The sequence below is a fragment of the Novosphingobium sp. BL-S-32 genome (assembly GCF_056857055.1).
Window position 1 is genome coordinate 1,707,904 of record NZ_CM166477.1, and the last position, 20,240, is coordinate 1,728,143.

Sequence of the window (20,240 nt, forward strand, 5' to 3'; positions counted from 1 at the left end):
TGGCCTGCGCTACCTGACCGCTCCGGAGAGTTGCCGGGGGCGATTGACAGGTATGCTTCATGGAAGAGCACGGATTGAGAAACGAGCCATCAATCGCGGCTGAAGGGCACGATGTACTGGGCGACGAATGGTCCGGCGATACCGTTTCAACGCCCGGACAGGCGCAAGTGGAGCAACCTCGACAAGAACGGGTGGGGCAGCAGGAGCAGGCCAAGGGGGGATGGCTGCGGCGCGTGCGCAAGCCGTTGCTGGTCCTGATACCTCTGGCCGCCGTGATCGCCGGCGCGATGATCTATCTGGGCGGCGGCCGGTATGAGGAAACGGAGAACGCCTATCTCCAGTCCGGCCTCGTGGCGGTGAGCCCCAGAGTCTCGGGCGAAGTGGTGGAAGTGCCGGTTCGCAACAACCAGTTCGTTCACAAGGGCGACGTGCTGTTCCGCATCGATCCGGCGCCTTACCAGACCGCCGTGGCCGAGGCCGAGGCGCAGCTTGCCGGCGAAGTGGCCGAGGTCCGCCGGCTGCGCGCGAACTATGCGCAGGGCCAGTCGGAACTGGCGACGGCCCGGCAACGCGCGTTCTTTGCCGACCGGGAAGCAAAGCGCCAGCACGACCTCGTGGGGGAAGGCATTTCCAGTCAGGCCCAGTACGATCAGGCGCTGCTCGCGCTGCGGACTGCCCAACAGGCGATCCAGACCGCGACGCAGCAGAATGCCGCCGTTGCAGCCTCGCTCTCGGGTTCGGTCGATGCGGCGGACCAGACGCAGCCCGCCGTCCGGCGTGCCGAAGCCGCACTGGAGCGCGCCCGGCTCAACCTTCGCTATACGACCGTTCATGCCGCGCAGGACGGCGTCGTGACAAAGGTCGACCAGTTGCAGACCGGTAGCGCCGTCACCGCCGGGAAGCCGGTCTTTTCGCTGGCGGCCACGCGCCTGTGGGTAGAGGCGAACTTCAAGGAAGACCAACTGCGCTACATGCGTCAGGGGCAGCCCGTGACCATTGCCGTGGATGCGTTTCCCGACGTCCGGCTCAAGGGCCATGTCGCCAGCTTCAGCCCGGGAACGGGAAGCCGCTTCGCGGTCCTGCCCGCAGAGAATGCCACGGGCAACTGGGTGAAAGTCGTCCAGCGCCTGCCGGTGGAGATCGCGCTCGACCGGGTCCCGCAAGACGTGCCGATGCAGGCAGGACTCAGCGCCACGGTAACCGTCGACACCGGCCATGAGCGCCACCTGTTCGGCCCCGATACCACCTCGCGGCCCCACGCCCAGCGATGAGCACGGACGCCGGTCAGGCCTACCCGGACAGCACCACGCGCATTCTCATCACCGCCTCCACGATGGTCGCCTCGATGATGAATTCGCTGGATTCCACGATCGCCAATGTGGCGTTGCCGCATATGCAGGGCAGTCTCAGCGCGGCCAGCGATCAGATCACCTGGGTCCTGACCTCCTACATCATCGCCGCCGCCATCGGCACGCCGCTGACCGGATGGCTCGCTGGCCGCTACGGTCGCAAGCGGTTGATGCTGTGGTCGCTTGCCGGTTTCGTGATCGCCTCGGGCCTGTGCGGCATAGCCTCGAACCTGGGCGAGCTGGTTGCCTTCCGGCTCTTGCAGGGGCTGTCCGGTGCCGCGCTGGTACCGATGAGCCAGGCCATCCTGCTCGACATCAACCCGCCCGAACGGCATGGTCAGGCGATGTCGATATGGGCCATGGGCGCCGTGCTGGGGCCGATCATCGGCCCTGCTCTGGGCGGCTGGCTGACCGACAATTTCGATTGGCGCTGGGTATTCTTCATCAACCTGCCGATCGGCATGATCGCCTTTGCGGGCCTGTTCGTCTTTCTGGGCGAAACGCGGTCGAGCCGCGTGCGGCTGGACATTCTGGGCTTCACCCTGCTGGCCCTGACGCTCACCTGCTTCCAGCTGATGTTGGATCGCGGCCAGCAGCTCGACTGGTTCTCGTCTACGGAGATCTGCATCGAGGCGACAGGCGCGGCGGTGTTCTTCAGCATGTTCCTGGTCCACACCCTCACCGCCGATGAACCGTTCATCAAATTGAGCCTGTTCGCCGATCGCAACTTCGCATCCGCTCTGGTCTTCAGTTTCTTCATCGGCGTGCTCGTCTACGGCGTGCTGGCGCTGCTGCCGCCGATGCTGGAGCAACTCCTGCACTATCCGGTGATCCACACCGGGCTGGTGACGGCGCCGCGCGGATTGGGCTCGATGATCTCGATGCTGCTGATAGGCTCCGTCGTCCGCTTCGTCGACCCGCGTATCCTGCTGGCGGTGGGCATCTCGCTGGCAGCCTGGTCAACCCATATGATGAGCGGTTTTTCGCTCGCCATGGACGAGCAGATGATCGTCGTTTCCGGGTTCCTGCAAGGCATGGCAACCGGCATCATCTTCGTGCCGCTCTCGACGATTGCCTTCGCCACCCTGAGCCCGGCGATGCGGAACGAAGGCGCGGCCATGTTCACGCTGATCCGCAGCATCGGCTCGGCCGTAGGCATCTCGGTGCTTCAGTTCATCACGATCCGCAACGCTGCAGTGGTTCACGCGCGGCTTGTCGAAAACGTGCGGCCGGACAATGCCCAGCTGGCGCAGGCGATGCCCGATGTGGATTTCTCTTCGGCGACCAGCCTCTTGCGCCTCAATGCCGAAATCACCCGGCAGGCATCGATGGTTTCCAACATCGATACGTTCCACCTGCTCTTCATCACCGGGCTCGTGCTGCTGCCGCTGATCCTACTGATGCGCCCAACCAAACCGTCAGGCAGTTCGCCCGCCGTTCACATGGATTGACGATAGGACATGACCCATGCCGGTCCGCCCGGCATCTTACGATCGGTCCCTAAAATCGCTGGGTCACGTTGAACAGGAAACGGGTATCGTGGCGGCAGTTGAGGCAGTCGGCCGGATCGCCGGTTAGCTGGTGGCTGACTTCGGGATTGAAGCTCAGCGCCTTAAGCAGGTTGAGGCGCAGGCCGAGGCCGATGGTGGAGAGATCGTTCCAGTCATAGGGGCTCTTCGTCACATCGGACGCGAAGCCGTAGTCGTAGCGGCCGTAGATCTGGAAGCCGGTGAGCCACTTGTTGGAGAGTTCGTGGCCATAACGCAGTTCGCCCCGGACGCTGAGGCCGCTGTCCCCGGTGATCGCGCCCGGCGGATAGCCGGTGCCGTTGCGCGGGCCGCCGACGCCGAAGCGTTCGGTGGTGGGCAGCGGATCGTTGCTCCACTGGAAGTCCATCTGGCCGAAGACGGCGAAATGCCCAAAAACCGGTTGCAGGCGCGCAAGGCTGCCGCTGATGTAGAAGAAGTTGCCATCGGCGTTCACGCGGACCAGTCGCGGATCGTCGCGCTCGCTCGATCCCAGAACGCTCAGCCCCATGTTGAACAGAACGTCCAGCATGGTGACCGCGCCCGTGCCGTCCACCACGTCATAGGTGAAGCGTGGCTGGATCATGCGGACATGTTCGCGCGTGGGATTGCGGATGTCGTCCGGCAGGTCGGTCACGCGGTTTTCAAGGTCGCGCCAGATCAGCGAGATGCGGGCCGAGAGGTTGTCCGTGCGGGAGCGGATGATGGGCTGGAAGAACGTGATCCGGCCTTCGAAATTGTCGCTGCGGGTGTGGAAGGGGAAGACTTCCTCAGGCAGGTCGGGCTCGGACTGGCTGTACTGCGCGGCGAACTGGATGGTGTTGCCGGCAAAGGGCCCGCCGCGATTGACCGGCAGGGTAAGCGCGCCCTGAAAGTAGAACATGGTCTTGTCGACGATATCGCCCGCGCCGGTAAGGTCGAGCTGCTCACCCATGCCAAGCCGATCGTATGCGCTGACACCCGCCGACAGCGCATAAGGGCCAAGGAAGCGCGACCCCTGGTTGTCGAAGCTGACGAAACCCTCGAACGGCAGCCGCTGCGTCACGATTTCAAGGTCGGCGGCGCCGAACGTGGTGGACGACGGACGCAGGACACTCTGGACGTTGATGCCGGGGATGTCGCCGATCAGCAGCACATTGCGCTCCAGATCCCGCGCACGCAGCGGGCGCGAGCCGGAAATATTGGCGGCAAGGTTGCGTGACAGCCGCTCGGGACGGGGCGGCGTGCCGCTGAACTCCACTTTGTCGATAAAGCCTTCGACCACGCGCAGCGAGATGCGGCCGTCGGAAATGTCCTGCGGCTCCACCACCGCCAGCGCGAGCAGATAGCCGTCGCGCCGGTAACGGGCCGTGATCTTTTCCGCCAGCGCGTAGAGGTCGCTCAGGGCCACTTCACGGCCGATCAGGTCCGTGTAGAGCGGTTTCAGGTCCTCTTGCGTGTAAACAGTCATCCCGGGGAACGAGACGTCCTTCAATACGAAGCGCACCTGCTCGGCACCGGGCGGCGGGGCCGTAGGCGAGACCGGGGGCGGCAGTTCCTGCGCATTGTCACGCTGCGGCGGGGTTTGCGGCTCGAAACGCCGCTGCGCCTGCGGCACTTGCGCAGCGCCCGGAAGAGCTTGCGCGAAGGCACCGCCGGTGGGCGCCAGACAGCACAGCGCGAACGCGGCGCTGCCGCACGTGCGGACAAATGGCATCATCTGCGGGTCGTCCAATAGTCCGTGAGGAAACCTTGGGCCTGGCAGGCCACGGCGTCGGTCAGCGATGCAGCCGCGCAGGGCGGCGCGCCCTCGGGCCGCCGGTCGGCATGCTGGCCGGTCCGATCGTTGTCCACCGCGCGCCAGTCGGTCGAGGCGGCGCCGTTCTCGATCATCACATAGCCCAGCGCATAGCTGCGCATCAGCGGATCGGGGATATAGGGATTTTCATAGCGCGTGGTGCGATAGACCGCGTCTCCCGGCGTATCCGGATCACGGCCGCGCTGGATATAGTCGATCCGCCATGGATCGTAGGATTGCGCCGTGAGCGTATCCAGACCGCCAGGGCGTTGAACGATCGTGAACAGGCCTTCCACGAACTGCAATTCGTAATTGCCGCTGAGGAGGGACAGATTGCCTTGCCGGATCGGGAACGTGCCGATGTCCTCGCCGGGATCGCGAAGGAGCTGGCCCGTCACCACGTCGATGGAATCGCCGTTCTTGAGGCCGTCCACGCGATAGGTCAGCAGCGGATCGGGTTCGCCGACCACTTTGCCGTTGGGATCGGCCGTAACGATCAGTCTGGCCCGGGTAATTCCCAGCACGCCGTCCACATACGTCAGCACATAGTTGCGGGTCGCAAGCCCCAGCGAGCCCTGCTGCACGGCATAGTTGCCCACATCCTCGCCCGGCTCGCGGTCGAGCGCGCCGTTCAGCACGGCGTCCGCCATGTCGCCGTTGCGCAGGCCATCCACCGTATAAGTGAACCGGGGATCCGGCGTGCCGTACACTTTGCTGAACGTCCCTCCGGTCACCAGCAACGGGGCAGGCGTGATGGTGAAATCGGCCGAGGTGAAGCCCAGCGTATAATTGGCACTGATAAGCCCAAGCGAGCCGAGCCGGATGGCGTACGTCTCGACATCCTCACCCGGATCGCGGGCCAGCGCGCCGGAAAGAACCGAGGCCGCGGTGTCCGCGAACTTCAGTCCGTCCACCGTGAAGCCCAGCGCCGGATCGGACGTGCCGTAGACTTTGGTGGCATCCAGCGCGGTCACATGCAGAAGGGCCGGTGTGATCGCCAGTTTTCCGTCGACATAGCGGAGGATGTAATTGGCGGATGTCAGGCCGAGCGTGCCCTGTCCGATCGCGTAATTGCCCACGTTCTCACCCGCCGCGCGGCTGATCGCCCCCGCCAGCACGGCTGCCGCGGCATCGCCGTTGCGCAGGCCTTCCACGGCATAGGAGAACAGCGGGTCCATCTCGCCGTAGATCTTGCTGTAACGACCGCCCGTTACCGTCAGCGGGGCGGGGGTAATCGTCAGCACGCCGTCCTGCGTCTGGATCGTGTAGTTGCCGCTGGCAGGGCCGACGATCGCGGCGTTGGAGACGGTGATTGCATAGTTGCCGACGCCGGATGCGATCGTCGCGCCGCTGGCGAGCGATGCGGTGACGCTGTTGTTCTGCTCGTCGTTGTTGCGCCAGCCTGCCACCTGATAGGTGAAAGTCGGGTTGGCGGTGCCGTAGATGCGCGAATAATCGTCCGCCGAGACCAGCAGCAGCGGGGCGGCGGTGATGTAGAGCGTGCCGGGCAGCCGGACTATGACGTAGTTGCCGGCGGCGGGACCGCTGATCGCGGCGCTGTCCACCGTGATGGCATAAGTCCCGACATTGGACAGTTCGGTGGCCGGTGTGGAGAGCGAGGCGACCATCGTGTTGGACACCTGATCGCCGTTCTTCCAGCCGGTCGTCGTCGCGGTGAGCGTGGGGTTGGCTTCGCCGAAGAGGCGGCTCTGGTTGTTGGCCGCAACCGTCAACTGCGCCGGATCGATCAACAGCGAACCATCGGCATAGGTGAGGACGTAGTTGCCCGCCGCCGCGCCGGTCAGCACGCCGTTCGACGGCGTGATCGCATAGGCGCCCACAGATGAGAGCACGTTGGCCGTCGTGGCGAAATCCACCGAACTCAGGTTTGTCCTGGTCTGATCGTTGTTGACGAATCCGGTGAGCGTGAAGTGGCTGTTCTGGCCGGCAGCGATCCAACCGGGATTGGTGTCGCCATAGAACCGGCTGTCGCTATCGGCGAGCAGGGTCAGCGGACGGGGCACGATCTCCAGATTACCGGGCGTGTAAGAGACGATGGTGTAGTTGGTGTTGGCTGCCAGCGAGCCGATATTGGTGGGGTAATGGCCGACGTTTTCGCCCGCCGTCCGCCCCTGCGCCCCGCTGAGCACGGTAGCCGCGCTCTCCCCGTTCTTGAGGCCGGTGACGCCGAAAGTCAGTTCGGGATCGGCGTCTCCATAGGTCTTCAGGAAATTGTCCGAGACAATCGACAGCGGTGCGGGGATGACGGTCAGCGTGCCGTTGCTGAAATCGTACGTGTAGCGGTCATAGACGAACCCGGATGTCGGCGGCGGTGTCACCACCAGTGGATAGTCGCCCACCGGCGACGTCGGTGTCGCGCTGGTGGAGATTGTCGGAAGCGGCAGCTCGTAGCCGCTGATCTGGCTGGCGACGTATTGATCGACGCCGAGGAAGATTGGGCCGCTTCCCTGGAAGGAGAACGCCGGATTGGCATCCCCATATTCGCGCGAAACCGGGTTGGGGGTGCCGCTGAGCGAGGCCTGCCGGATCTGCACCGTGCCGGGCGTAGTCGTCGTGCGATAGAACTGGACTTGCGCGGCTTCGGCGAACTGGACACCGAAATCGGGCGCGAAGAACAAGCGGAGCGCGGCCGTCACGCTGCTGGTAGCCCCGCCGAGCGAGGCGATCAGGTTTTCGGAAATGCTCTGCTGGGGGTGATAGCCGATTTCCTCGGGATCGGTCCCGCCAACGCCGGAAAAACCCTCAACGCCCCATGCGGCCGTGGTGTAGACCGGGTTGGTCCAGGTCACCACCGAACCGCCCGCTGCCGCGAGTGCGAAGCCGGCCGGGCGGTTGGCGGCAGTCGTTTCGGGCGCAACCGTGTAGGCGCTGCTGCCAATCGAATAAGTCAGCGAGCGCACGCCGTAGTCGGAAGAATCGGTGAGCGACGGATCGGGCTGGTTGCTGTTCCCCGGCAGGGGTTGATAGGGCAAGGCGGAGAAGACCAGCGTGTCGAACGTCTGCCCGGCCTGCGCCCCGGTAAGCGCCAGATTTAGCACCTCGTCCACCGGCCCAGTTGGGGCGGTCGTCGAAGTGAACTCCTGCGTTTGCAACAGATCGGTGGTGGTCTGCTCCACGCCGCTCAGGGTCTGGAGTGTGAAGGGATCGACCACGATGCCGACCGGGCTGGTGTTGGAGGCATTGGTCTCGCGGAACAGGAACGTGCCGCTCCGCGCCGAACCGGCCAGGTTCAGCGTGAAATTGTCCCAACTGCCCAGACTCACCGTGCCGCCGATCGCGCCGATATTCTCGGCCAGGATCGCGCTGTTGTCGGCCTGGATGATACTGCCGGTCGAGCGGGTCTGCATCCACAGCGTGCCGCTACCGGTGGCGATGATCGCCCGCCGGGTAAAGTCTGTCTCGGCCGATCCCACGGTGCCCAGCAGGATATTGCCTTCGGCGCGCAAGGCCAGATTGCCGTTCTGCAACAGGATGGGCGCGTTGACGTGGATTTCGCTGTCAGGCCCGGTGGTGATCAGTTCCAGACCGTTGGGCGATCCGGCCAGAGTGGTCGCGACAATCGGCGCATCGACGGTGATAAGGTTGTCAGCGACCAGCTGCACGCTGTTCGACGCCAGCGCGGAAACGACCGTGGAGGCATTGATCGAGGAAAGCCCGACCGCGCCATTCGCCTCGTCCGGTGTGGAGGCGGAGCCGCCGCTGGCAACGATGGCAAGGCTGGTCGGATCGAGCAGCCATGTGCCCGTCATGCCAAGCGCGCTATAGGTCGAGACCGCGGCATTGGCGCCAATGTCGAGCAGGCCCGAACTGGAGGTTTCGACAAGGCCGCCGGCGGCATTCTTGCCCGTGGCCCCGGCCAGCACCTGGCCATCGAAATGAGTCGCCCCATCCGACCAGACGACGACCTTTCCGCCGCCCCCGACACCGGACGCATCGAGCAATGCCCCGGAAGCGACCGTTACGTCATGCGCATGGGCCAACGTTCCCTGCCCGCGATAGTCGCCGCCGACAAGGATCGTCCCGCCGGCCCCCTCACCATAAGCGTCGATGCGCGCGCCACCGGCAAGGTTTACCGATGTGCCGGTGATCGCCACTTGCCCGCCGCTTGCGCCGCCAATGCCACTCGCATCGATCCGGCTGGCAGCGCCCAGTTGCACTTGTCCGCCGCCCGCCAGCAGGGACACTTTCCCGGCGCTTGTCCCAATGCTCCGCGCTTCCACCACGCCGTCGAGATTGATCGCAAGGGCCATCACGTCCCGCGCGGTCCGGGCACTGAGCACCACGCTGCCGCCGTCCGCCGAAATGATCCCGCTGTTGGCCACGAGCGCACCAGCTTCGTTGGGGCGGCGGGTCACCGGATCGGTGATCGCCACCTGCACCAACCCGTCACCGGTAAAGTCGATGGTCGCCGCCGATCCCGCACCCAGCGTGACCGAGCCGAGGCGGGCCTGAATCAGCCCGTCATTGGCGACGATCCCGCCCAGCAGCGCAACGAAACCCCCGTCCGCGACTTTTATCCGGCCCGAGTTGCGCACTTGCGCGGAGGAATCGCCCGAACCGGTCAGCACCAGCCTGCCGCTATCGAGAAAGCTCCGTTCGTCGACATTGAGCGTAGTCGCGACCAGTGAACCGACATCGATGCGGGCATTGCCGCCGAACACCACGCCGTTGCCGTTCTGGATGATGACGCGGCCATTGGCGGTGATGGCGCCGTCGATCGAACTCGCGGTGGCGGAATGGACGCGGTTGAGCGTGGCCGACTGCGCGTCAGGCTGCGCGAAGACGACCGATTCCTGCCTGGCGACATCGAAACTCGCCCAGTCCACCACGCCGCGCGGGGCCGATTGGGTAACGGTCGTCACCGTGCCGCTGCGGCTGACGGCCATGGTGGACGAATCGTAGACGGCCCCTGCGGGTCCTGCTGATGCGGCGTGGGCAGCGAGGCTGGAGCATCCTGCGAAAACCGAACACCCCAGAAGGAGCACTTGCCTTGCGCGAAGCATCTGCGTCATCGGGCACCTGCCTCCATCGCTTCCGGCCGCGCAAACGATAAAGAATGATCGCGCCCGAAATCAGTGAAAACCCTGAACCAGGATACATTGTACGGTAAGCAAAATCAGTTCCATGTATGCACATGAAATCTGGAGAGAGTCTACCCTATAGTCATATAGCTAACAGATTAACTCGCCGCAGAAGTGTAATAATATTCGATGCAAACTTGTTATGAGCGCCCGCCACCCGTCATTATTGAGCGCAACAGACAAACTGCGCACCCTCTCTCGAACACTACTGTTTTCGTCTATTCTTGGAACGGGATGCCGTTTCCATCCAGCTCAAGCGCTCAAAGATGCGAAGCATGGCCGGAAACGGAGACACAATCCGCCCGAGGCATGGCCTTCAGCAGCTCTGCGTGGAACGTCCCGCTATAGGTCTGCGCGTTGGAACACGCGTTCGACGGCAATGCGAAAAGGAGCGCGGCGGACTATGCGTGCAGCCTCGGGATCGATCCCGGCATTGGCCAGAACGGGAGGCCATTCGCCCGGACGCATGGAGCGCGCGATCGAGAGCCGCCCATCCTCGCGCACGATGCGGTGCACGCCCATGGCGCGGGCCAGCCATGGAAATCCGTGGTAGGCGAAAAAATGGCGATGCAGGTCGCAGATCAACCATCCCTTGCAAGCCTCAGCTTCCATGTAGCGCACAAAGCGCTCCAGTTGATCGTCGCTCATGTGATGGGCAACCTGGCTGCTGACGATGAAATCGAAGCGTTCGGGTTGCTCGGCATAGTCTCCGGTGCGGTAGTCGATGTTGAGGCTCGCCGGTGTCGCCGCCCGGGCCAGTCCCTCGCTCCCGGGGTTGAGATCGACCCCCACCAGCCTTGCGGCGATATTCCGCTTCGCCGCCCACTTCGCAACCGTGCGTAACTGGTCGCCATAGCCGAAGCCGACGTCCAGCAGGCTGAACGACCTGCCCTCGCCAAGCGCGCGCGCCAGGAAGGCGGTTGTCGAATGCGCCGTGAAAGTCCAGCGATTGACCCGCCCCAGATCGCGCAAGACCTTGCCATAGACACGCGGGTCAAGGTCCAGAGCATCCATCTGCTCTTCCTGGCGGGACCGGACGGACAGGCTGTTCACTGCACCACGATCTCGCCGGTCATGCCGAAGGAGCTGTGCATGAAATGCGTGCAGCGCAGCTTGTAGGTTCCCGCGTGCGGCATGACGAAATGGACATCGACGCTCTGCCCGGCATCCAGCCCAATCTTGCCGCCCGAGACTTTCGCACGGTCCGCGTCCATCACCTTCGCCGCCGCGAAGAATTCCTGCGCCGCGAAATCATGCCCGCCCGACGCCCGGTTTTGCAGGCGCAGATCATAGGCCTGCCCGGCCTTCAGCGTAATCTTGTCGGGCGTGAACTTGAAGTTGGAAAGCTCCACGGAGACGACCTCGGCGTGGGACCAGTCCGGCGGGCCCGGCGGACTTTGCGCGGCAGCCGGTGCGGCAGCAAGCATCAATACGCCGATGGCGATCCCATCACGAACAATCATGTGCCAAACTCCTGCATCCTTTTGACCGCACAAACTTTTCCCGGCCCTCTTTCCGGCTGGGGCCAGCAAAGGTATCTCACCATTCGGTCATGCGTTGAAGCGCTATCTACCCCTTCGCAGGGCTTGCCGGAACCGGAGAAAGCGCGCAGTCTCCGAAATGTATCGCGTGGGAGCGTAGCGATGAAGGGCATATGCATGGCGATGGCGTGTGCACTCGCAATTTTGGGCTCCCCGCAAACGGTTGCGGCACAAACGGGCGTCTATGGCCGGTGGCTCACCGATGACGGGGCTGGCGTGGTTGAAATCGCTCCATGCGGCAGCGCGCTTTGCGGCAAACTGGTAGCCGTGCTCGATCCCAAGGCCCCCGCGCACGACATCAACAATCCGGATCCCGCGCGCCGCGCCCTTCCGCTCGTCGGCGTTTCCATTCTGACCGGCCTCGTGCGAAGCGGGGACGGGTGGAGCGGCGGTCAGGCTTATGACCCGAAGGCAGGCCGCACGTATCGTGCTTCCATCCATCTGGCGCAGGACGGCAGGCTCGACGTGACCGGCTGCCTCCTCTTCGCCTGCCGCACCAAACACTGGACCCGGTTCAAGGAGAAACACGGATGACCTATGAAGATATCCTGGCCCTGATGGCCAAGGAAACGGGACTTCCGATCGAAAAGCTCCAGCCGGATACCACGCTCGCCACGCTCGACATTTCGTCCATCGATCTGGTCAGCATGCTGTTCGAGCTTGAGGACCAATACGGGATCGAACTTCAGCCCGAGGAACTCACGCGCGAGATGACCTTGCGCCAACTGTTCGAACGCATCGGGGTTGCCGTGCCGCAATGAGCGAACGCGTCCTCATCACCGGCATGGGCTGCGTCAGCGGGCTCGGCTACGGCATTGCCGCGAACTGGCAATCCGTGCGCGAGGGACGCACCGCAATCCGTCCGCTCGCGCCATCGGCGCCGCCGGGCATAGCGGCGTGGGTTGACGAAGCGGCGGGGGAAGCGCCGTTGCTCAAGGCCATGGAACCGGAACGCCTGCGCCGACTGGGGCGGCTCGACAGGCTTTCCGAATTCGCCCTCGAAGCCGGGCTGGAAGCCGTTGCCAATGCCGGGCTGGCGCAGCATCCGTCACTGGCGCAGCGGACCGCAATCGTGCTGGGGTGCGGCAGCGGCGGCAACACCACGGTCGAAATCGCCTACGAGCGGCTCTTCGGCCAAGGCCAGCCCAAGGCCCATCCCCAGACCATTCCCAGTTCGATGATCGCGGCGCCCGCCGCCCATCTGTCCATGCTGCTGGGTGTCCACGGCCCTACCCTGACTTTGTCCGGCGCCTGTGCCTCGTCCGCCCAGGCACTGGGCGAGGGCATGCACATGATCCGCGCCGGACGCGCCGATATCGTGATCGCGGGCGGGGCGGAGGCATGCCTCACGCGCGGTTCGCTCGCCGGTTGGCAATCGCTCGGCGTGCTGGCGCCTGACACCTGCCGCCCGTTCTCGCGCGATCGCCGCGGCATGGTCCTCGGTGAGGGGGCCGCCGTGCTGGTGCTGGAGAGCGAACGCCACGCTCGGGCTCGCGGCGCGACCATCCACGGCGAACTGGCCGGCTACGGCACATCGAGCGATGCCGCCCACATGACCGCGCCCGATGTCGACGGGATTGCCGCCGCGATCCGCGCGGCGCACGAAGATGCCGGCATTCCCGGTGAGGCCACGGCACTCATATCGACGCATGGCACCGGCACCGGACTCAATGATCCGGCCGAAACGGCCGCCATGCACCGGGTCTACGGCTCCGCGCTCGCCCGCCATCGGGCGATCGCGACGAAATCCGCGCATGGCCACATGATCGGCGCGACCGGCGCTATCGAGTTCCTGATCGGCATGATGGCGCTTGGCGAAAGCGCCGCCCCTCCCGTGCTCAACTACCTCGGCCCCGATCCCGAGTGCGACCTGCCGCTGGTACTCGAGCCCGAAGTCTTTGAACCGGAAGTTCTGATATCGAACAGCTTCGCCTTCGGCGGGCTCAATTCGGTTCTGGTGGGGCGGCGCGCATGACATCCACCGTGGCCCGCATCAACCGTATCGGAACGGCCAATCCGCCGTTCGAGGTGCACGACGCGTTCCTTCGCTTCGTCGCTTCGGAACTTCCCGACGAACGCACGCGTCATGTGTTCGAGCGCATGGCCGCGCGTTCCGGGATCGAGCGGCGCTTTTCCTTCCTCCAGCCGGTGGTGCAGGAAGACGGTACGGTCGTGGAGACCGGCGGGTTCTACGGCAGCGGCCCCTGGCCTTCGACCGGCACCCGCATGAAACGCTACGAGCGCGACGCACCCCGCCTCGCGCTGGAGGCGATAGCTGCGCTCGACGGGGATATCGGCAAGGCAGGCATTACCCACCTCATCGTCGCCTCTTGCACCGGATTCATGGCCCCCGGGCTGGATCAGGTCATCATGGCCGAGGCCGGCCTCGATCCCGGCGTGGAGCGTACGGTCGTGGGCTTCATGGGCTGTTATGCAGCGGTCAATTCGCTGCGGTTGGCGCATCATATCGTCCGCTCCGAGCCCGCCGCGCGCGTGCTGGTGGTGACGATCGAGCTGTGCAGCATCCATTTCCAGCGCAACCACGATCTGCCCAGCCTGCTCGCGATGCTCCTGTTCGGAGACGGTGCGGCTGCGGCGCTGGTCACCGCCGAGCCCGGGGGGATCGCCCTGCACGACTTCCGGGCCGCAACGATACCGGGAACCGCCGATGCGATCACCTGGAACATTCGGGATCAGGGCTTCGACATGCACCTCGGCGGCGAAGTTCCCGCGCGCATTGCCGCCGCGCTCGCCGCAGATGCCATGCGTAACGACGGGCATGGCCTGCTGCGCGGGCAATCGCCCGAGGACTTCGCGCTATGGGCGGTCCATGCGGGGGGGCGCACCATCCTCGACGCGGTGGAGCACGGGTTCGCCCTTGGGCCCGAGGCGCTTGCCCCGTCCCGGTCCATCCTGCGCGACCGGGGCAACATGTCGTCCGCGACGCTGATGTTCATTCTGGCCAAGATGCTGGCGGACGAGGCGCGAGGTCCGGGCATGGCACTGGCCTTCGGCCCGGGCATGGCGGCGGAAAGCTTCCGCTTCACCATCGAGGATTGAGGTGGCCGATGCCCTCATTCTGGGCGGAGGCCTTGCCGGCAGCGCCGCTGCATGCCTGATCGCGCGCGGCGGCAAACATGTGAGCCTGCTGGAACGCGAGACCGGCCCGCATCACAAGGTCTGCGGCGAATTCCTGTCGATCGAGGCGGTCGGCCATCTGCGCCAGCTGGGTGTCGATCCTCTTGCGCTCGGCGCCGCGCCGATCGAGCGGATCCGCGTCGTGCAAGGGCACCATGACGTGGAGGCAGCCCTGCCCTTCACGGCGCTTGGCCTCAGCCGTTTCACGCTCGACGAAGCACTGATCGCCAAAGCCGAGACATATGGCGCCCACGTCGAACGCGGCGTGCGGGTACTGGAGCTAAACGGACGCACCGCGCGCACGACGCGTGGAGAGCGGGAAGGCCGCCACGTTCTGCTCGCCACCGGCAAGCTACCCGTTCGCGAACAGGGCGTGGTCCTTTCCGGCCGCGCCGAAGACGGCTTCGTCGGCTTCAAGATGCACTACCGCCTCACGCCGGCAGCCGCGCGGCAACTGGCGGGAACCATCGTGCTGGCACTGTTCGACGGCGGATACGCGGGCCTTCAGCTCGTGGAGGATGGGCGGGCCAACCTCTGCCTCATACTGCGCCGCAAGACGTTCTCGCAGCTGGGCGGGGACTGGGCGGCGGTGCGCGGATGGTTCGAAAGCAATCCCGTGCTGCAACGGATACTGGCAGATGGCGATGCCCTGTTCGAAAAGCCGGTGGCGATCGCCAACCTGACTTACGGCCTGCCCTCCCGCGACCACGCCGAAGGACCGGCGCTGAGCCTGGGCGACCGCTGGGCGATGACGCCCTCGCTTACTGGCGACGGCATGGCCATAGCGCTGCGCAGCGCCTTTCTCGCCGCGCAATGCGTCCTTTCGGCGGCGGATGCCGCATCCTATCATCGCCGGCTTGCAGCGCAGACACGCCGCCAGATTACCCGAGCAATGGTCCTTCAGAACGGGCTGGAATCATCGGCGCTCCGCTTCGCCGCATATTGGCTGGCGCGCCTTCACCCCCCTCTTCTTACCCGCGCCGCCCATGCAACGCGGCTGCCTGCCTGGAACGAAGCCTAGCAGCACTCTTTTGAGAAGGCGGCAACGGCAGCACTCCTACAAAGCCAAGGCTCTCAACGAAGAACGGGGCCATCATTCCGCATCCTTTGGCGCAACTGGCCGATGATCTTCCGGGACTCGCGCTTCCGGGCGGTTTGCAAGGCGTAGATCCTTCCGGGTCAATCAATGAACCCCGATCCACCGACCAAGCTTCTCGGTTGGCATTTCTCACTACTTGCGTGAAAATATTGGCGGATTTAATCTGCGGGTCGCCATATTTTATGGACAGATGCCGTGAACATTTCGTGATGCATTCACTGAAATTGCCCGAAGATCAGCGGAGAGGGGTCCACAGTGCAACACCAGAAGCTGACAGCCGTAGCGCTCATTACGCGAAATTCTCTCTCCTATATTGAAAGCGTATTTTCGCTCAACGAAGCACGTCAGCTTATCGTCAACGTTCCCGACGAATCCTTTGCCCATACCTTGACCGGATTGGACATCGAACGCTGCATCACCCCCGAAGAAGGCGGTGGCTGGTTTGTTGCAGGTCATCCACTGATCCGGGCCGATCTTCCGGCTCAGGTTACCTATACTTCGGGTACGGAGGGCAAACCCAAGGGTATTGTCCTGACCTATGCCAATCTCGCGGATGCCTCTGAACGCATAATAAATCAGATGGAGTTGACGTCTGACGTGCGCGAGTATGTCGGCGTGCCGGTTAACTACAGTTTCGGTTTTGCCCGCATACGCGCCGTCAGCGCGGTGGGCGGCCAGGCCTATCTGCCGCCACGCGGTTTCGACCCCCTCGAACTATCGCGAATGCTCAAGTCAGGCGAAGTCAACGCCCTGTCTGCGGTTCCCACGCTGCTGCGGATATTGCTTCAGGCGAAGGCCGTGATCGGTGACGCCGGCAAGAAGCTGCGCTGGATGGAAATCGGTTCGCAGTACATGTCCGCAGCTGAAAAACGCGAGATTCGTGAACTCTTTCCCAATGCCCGGATCGTTCAGCACTACGGCCTCACCGAAGCGTCCCGCAGCACTTTTCTGCGGATCTCGGAAGTTCCGGACGAATTGCTGGAATCGGTCGGTACGGCCGTCGGCGCGACCGAGGTGGCCATATCCGAAGAAGGCCGCATCCGCATTCGCGGTCCGCACGTTGCCCGCTGGCGCTTGGATTCCGAAGCCTTGCTGGACCTTTGCGGCCCCGATGGCTGGCTGGAAACCAACGACCTGGGCCACATTAAAGACGGCCAACTTTATTACGACGGCAGGGCAGATGATCTGATCAACGTCGGCGGTATAAAGATCAACCCGGATACACTTGAGGCACGCATTGGTCAAAGTCTGAGGCAAGGCGGCAAGATCGTCGTAACCAAGGTGCCTGACGCACTTCGCGGCGAAGGCATTCTGGTGGCGGCAGAGACGCCTGAAATTACCACCGATCAACTCCACTTTGCTTCGGCAGAGGCTCTGAAAGAGCTTGGAATTGTTGCAGGCGATGCCTTGCACGTAAGGATCGTGTCGGCCCTTCCGCGGACAGCGACGGGCAAGCCCTTGCGCCGCCTTCTGGCCGATGAATTTGTCGAGGCAGGCAAAGCTGCTGCCGCCGCTCCCGTTTCAGATCAGGCGGTTGAAGCAGAGCCTTGCGACGTACTGGGATTCTTCCGGCAATTCTTCCCCGGTCGACGCATCGGGCCGAATGACAGCTTCGAGACCATGGGGGGAGACTCCCTCAGCTACATCCAGTTTTCGCTCGGACTTGAGGAGCGCTTCGGTGCTCTGCCCGACGGGTGGGAATCGATGACCATTGAACAACTGGAAAAGCGCGCGGGGACCGGTGAACGAGGAGGATGGCGCAAGCTGGACGCCTCCACGTTGACGCGCGCATTCTTCATGTTGTGCATTGTTGCCGAGCATCTCGATACATTCATTTACAGCAAGAATTGGGGCGCTGCCTATTTCCTGTTCATGCTTGGTGGCTATAGTATAATCCGCTTTCAGTGGCCGGAAATCAGCAGAACCGGCAAAGTCGATACGATCTTCGGAACCGTGCTCAACGTCGCCATTCCGACGATCCTGGTCGTCGCCTTTATGCAGAGTTGGGCCAGAACGTTCGAACTGAAGCCCCTGCTGCTGATCTCGAACTGGTTCGACCCCAGCCAATATCATATCGCGTACTATTATTTCGCGGAAATATATATTCAGCTGATACTCGTAGTGGCCGTGATGCTTTCGTTTTCGAAAATTCGTGCAGCCATCACGAATAGCCCCATGGTTTTCTGCACTGCCTTCGTGGTTATTGCGACGATCGCAAGCTGGATGGTCGAACGGATCTGGGATACGAACTATCTCTATCATCGGACACCTATCTGGTATCTGTGGACGGTCGCCGCAGGCATGCTGATGGGCTGTGCGCGGGATCGTCAAAACCGTGTCGTGGCCATGGTGATCGTAAGCACCGCTGTTTTGGTCCATCACGGCTACACCTCGGCCAGCGCTTACATCATAGGCGGCGCGGCGCTGCTGCTCTTTGGAACCGCGATCAAGGTACCCTCGGTGGTAAAGTCGATAGTGTCCGAGATCGCCGGCTCGTCGATGTTCATATATCTCAGCCATGCGCAAGTCCGGTCGATAGTCATCCGGCTGTTTCATGGCCCGAGGCCGTGGATTGCCTTTTATGTCGCCATCGGGTTCGGCATTGCCTTTGCCCATTCATACCACTGGGTAGAGCGCAAGGTGCGCGTATTCCTGAGCACCTATCGGGGCAGGGTGAACGCCGGTGGCATTCCCAAGGACGCCTTGCTGCGCGGGTGAACTGCGCCAGCAAGGCTGGCTGTTCCGAAGCGCGAAAGGTCAGTAGAAGCGCGGTATCGGACCCCATTGCGGGGTCCGATCAGGTAAATCGACCTCGACTTCGTCCACCCAGCACCAGCCCCATCCCTCGGGCGGGTCATAGCCTTCGATGATGGGATGGTGCGTTTCGCGGAAATGAGCGCGGGCGTGGCGGTGAGGGGATTCGTCGCAGCAGCCGACATGGCCGCAGCTGCGGCACAGGCGCAAGTGGACCCAGCGGCTGCCGATTTTCAGGCACTCTTCGCAGCCTTTGGCGCTGGGAGTGACTTCGTTGATGGTCATGCTGTGCGAACATTCCGTCATGGCGCGGCCTTCCGATTGGTGGCGAACATCGTATGGATCTGGGAAACCACAGCAGCGCCCTCTCCAACCGCAGCGGCGACCCGTTTTGTCGAACCGGCCCGAACGTCTCCTATGGCAAAAACGCCCGGCATCGTCGTTTCGAGCGGCAGATGGCCTTGCCCGGTTACGACGAAGCCGTGGTTATCCCTTTCCAGTCCCGGCGGCAGCCAGCCCGAATTGGGATCGGCGCCGATGAACAGGAACATGTGACGCAGGGCCTGCCGGTGGAGCGTACCATCCGCATTGTACCGGATGGTCGCACCCGCCAGTCCGCCCGCGACGTCACCCTCCAGCGCCACCACTTCGGCGCCGACATGCAGTTCGACATTGGGCAACTGCGCTATCCGGTCGATCAGATAGCGGGACATCGTATCGGCAAGATCGCGCCGCACGATCATGTGCAGCTTCTTCACTTGCGGCGCGAGGAAGACCACGGCCTGCCCTGCCGAGTTGCCGCCGCCGACCAGAGCGATCTCCTCGCCCGCGCAGAGCCGCGCCTCGATGGGTGAGACCCAGTAGGATATTCCTGCGCCTTCGAAGCGCTCCAGTCCCTCAATCGCAAGGCGCCGGTAGCGTGCGCCGGAAGCGACCACCACAGCGCGCGCCCGCACGCCATGCCCACCCGCGAGTTGCAGATGCAGGTAATCGCCATTCCGCTTCAGGTTTTCCACTTCGGCCGGAATCGCCATCTGCGCACCGAACTTGAGCGCTTGATTGAAGGCCCGCCCCGCCAGCGCGTGCCCGGAAATGCCGGTGGGGAAGCCGAGGTAATTCTCGATCCGCGCCGAGGCACCCGCCTGCCCGCCCATGCTACGCGCATCGAGCACGACCACCGATAACCCTTCCGAAGCGGCATAGACCGCGGCGGCAAGGCCCGCCGGACCGGCGCCGACGATCATCACATCGTTCACTACATCGGGGTCGATCTGCGCGGAAAGGCCAAGGCAAGCCGCCAGATCGGTCTCACGCGGGCGGCGCAGGATCGGGCCGGTCGGGCAGACGACCAGCGGATATTCCGCGGGATCCACGCCCAGCCGCTCGACCATCGCCTTGCCCTCGCCGTCCTCGCTCACGTCGAGGACGAGATAGGGGTAACCGCTGCGACGCAGGAATTCGCCCAGCCTGACCACATCCGGGCTGCCCGGTACGCCAATCAGAACCGTGCCGGCGCCGCCCTCCTCGATAAGCCCCACGCGGCGCAGGATCAGGGCCCGCATGACCGTCTCGCCCAGTTCAGCCGAGCCGATCATCAGCGCCCGCAAATGCGCGGCATCGATCGGGATCGCCGTGCAACCATCCGGTCCGGCCCGCCCGCCCGCGATCGAAGGACGGCCGGCCAATTGGTTGATCTCGCCCGTGAATTGGCCGGGACCATGGGTGGTGACATGGGCTTCCCGGCTCAACCCGTCGCGGCGCTGGACCTCGATATGCCCCGCGAGCACCAGCCAGGTGGGCGAATCGCGGTCGCCAATGGAGTAAACCGCATCGCCGGGGGCGAAAACGCGCTCCGGCCCACTCGCGAAACGCCGCGCGGCGGCCACTTCGGCAGCGCCAAGCACCGGGAACATCTGGTATTCGCGGGTCGAGATCGTGCTCATGCCAGTCTCCT

Annotated in this window: 14 protein-coding genes; 8 read left to right on the forward strand and 6 right to left on the reverse strand. The window is 63.9% G+C overall.

Features of this window, described 5'->3' with window-relative positions:
• Positions 1-74 precede the first annotated feature (74 nt).
• Both AC1VVK_RS23930 and AC1VVK_RS23935 read left to right on the forward strand, forming a co-directional pair.
• Entirely contained in the window at positions 75-1,271 is a 1,197-nt protein-coding gene (locus AC1VVK_RS23930) for an HlyD family secretion protein (protein WP_482905662.1), read from the forward strand.
• Positions 1,268-2,800: a DHA2 family efflux MFS transporter permease subunit gene (locus AC1VVK_RS23935; protein WP_482905663.1), complete on the forward strand. Its 1,533-nt coding sequence runs from the start codon at positions 1,268-1,270 to the stop codon at positions 2,798-2,800. The genes AC1VVK_RS23930 and AC1VVK_RS23935 overlap by 4 nt, the downstream gene beginning before the upstream one ends.
• Before the next feature lie 49 nt (positions 2,801-2,849).
• Here AC1VVK_RS23935 and AC1VVK_RS23940 read toward each other — a convergent pair whose 3' ends face one another.
• From AC1VVK_RS23940 to AC1VVK_RS23955, 4 genes are all read right to left on the reverse strand, one after another.
• Positions 2,850-4,574, reverse strand: coding sequence for a ShlB/FhaC/HecB family hemolysin secretion/activation protein (locus tag AC1VVK_RS23940; RefSeq protein ID WP_482905664.1), 1,725 nt, complete (start codon positions 4,572-4,574; stop codon positions 2,850-2,852).
• Positions 4,571-9,685 (reverse strand): MBG domain-containing protein, encoded by a 5,115-nt coding sequence (locus AC1VVK_RS23945; protein WP_482905665.1) that lies wholly within the window; start codon positions 9,683-9,685, stop codon positions 4,571-4,573. Before AC1VVK_RS23945 ends, AC1VVK_RS23940 begins: the two co-directional genes overlap by 4 nt.
• A gap of 411 nt (positions 9,686-10,096) precedes the next feature.
• Entirely contained in the window at positions 10,097-10,768 is a 672-nt protein-coding gene (locus AC1VVK_RS23950) for a methyltransferase domain-containing protein (RefSeq protein WP_482905666.1), read from the reverse strand.
• Between the two features lie 35 nt (positions 10,769-10,803).
• A complete protein-coding gene (locus AC1VVK_RS23955) occupies positions 10,804-11,217 on the reverse strand; it encodes a cupredoxin domain-containing protein (RefSeq protein ID WP_482905667.1) in 414 nt (137 codons plus the stop codon).
• 195 nt (positions 11,218-11,412) lie between these two features.
• On the opposite strand from AC1VVK_RS23955, the gene AC1VVK_RS23960 reads away from it, so the two are divergent.
• The 6 genes from AC1VVK_RS23960 (at position 11,413) to AC1VVK_RS23985 (ending at position 18,250) form a co-directional block, all read left to right on the forward strand.
• Positions 11,413-11,829, forward strand: a complete 417-nt coding sequence (locus AC1VVK_RS23960) for a DUF2147 domain-containing protein (RefSeq protein WP_482905668.1) — start codon at positions 11,413-11,415, stop codon at positions 11,827-11,829.
• Entirely contained in the window at positions 11,826-12,056 is a 231-nt protein-coding gene (locus AC1VVK_RS23965) for an acyl carrier protein (RefSeq protein WP_482905669.1), read from the forward strand. The genes AC1VVK_RS23960 and AC1VVK_RS23965 overlap by 4 nt, the downstream gene beginning before the upstream one ends.
• Positions 12,053-13,270 (forward strand): beta-ketoacyl-[acyl-carrier-protein] synthase family protein, encoded by a 1,218-nt coding sequence (locus AC1VVK_RS23970; protein WP_482905670.1) that lies wholly within the window; start codon positions 12,053-12,055, stop codon positions 13,268-13,270. The genes AC1VVK_RS23965 and AC1VVK_RS23970 overlap by 4 nt, the downstream gene beginning before the upstream one ends.
• Positions 13,267-14,355 carry a type III polyketide synthase gene (locus AC1VVK_RS23975; protein WP_482905671.1) on the forward strand — a complete coding sequence of 363 codons (1,089 nt, stop codon included), beginning with the start codon at positions 13,267-13,269 and terminating at the stop codon, positions 14,353-14,355. Before AC1VVK_RS23970 ends, AC1VVK_RS23975 begins: the two co-directional genes overlap by 4 nt.
• Before the next feature lies 1 nt (position 14,356).
• Positions 14,357-15,454 carry an NAD(P)/FAD-dependent oxidoreductase gene (locus tag AC1VVK_RS23980; protein ID WP_482905672.1) on the forward strand — a complete coding sequence of 366 codons (1,098 nt, stop codon included), beginning with the start codon at positions 14,357-14,359 and terminating at the stop codon, positions 15,452-15,454.
• 333 nt (positions 15,455-15,787) lie between these two features.
• Positions 15,788-18,250: an AMP-binding protein gene (locus tag AC1VVK_RS23985; RefSeq protein ID WP_482905673.1), complete on the forward strand. Its 2,463-nt coding sequence runs from the start codon at positions 15,788-15,790 to the stop codon at positions 18,248-18,250.
• Positions 18,251-18,289: 39 nt separating this feature from the next.
• Here AC1VVK_RS23985 and AC1VVK_RS23990 read toward each other — a convergent pair whose 3' ends face one another.
• Complete coding sequence (locus AC1VVK_RS23990; protein WP_482905674.1) at positions 18,290-18,571, reverse strand: UBP-type zinc finger domain-containing protein; 282 nt, start codon at positions 18,569-18,571, stop codon at positions 18,290-18,292.
• Between the two features lie 17 nt (positions 18,572-18,588).
• The gene (locus AC1VVK_RS23995) at positions 18,589-20,229 is read right to left on the reverse strand and encodes an FAD-dependent oxidoreductase (protein ID WP_482905675.1); all 1,641 of its coding nucleotides are present in this window, start codon (positions 20,227-20,229) and stop codon (positions 18,589-18,591) included.
• Positions 20,230-20,240 lie beyond the last annotated feature (11 nt).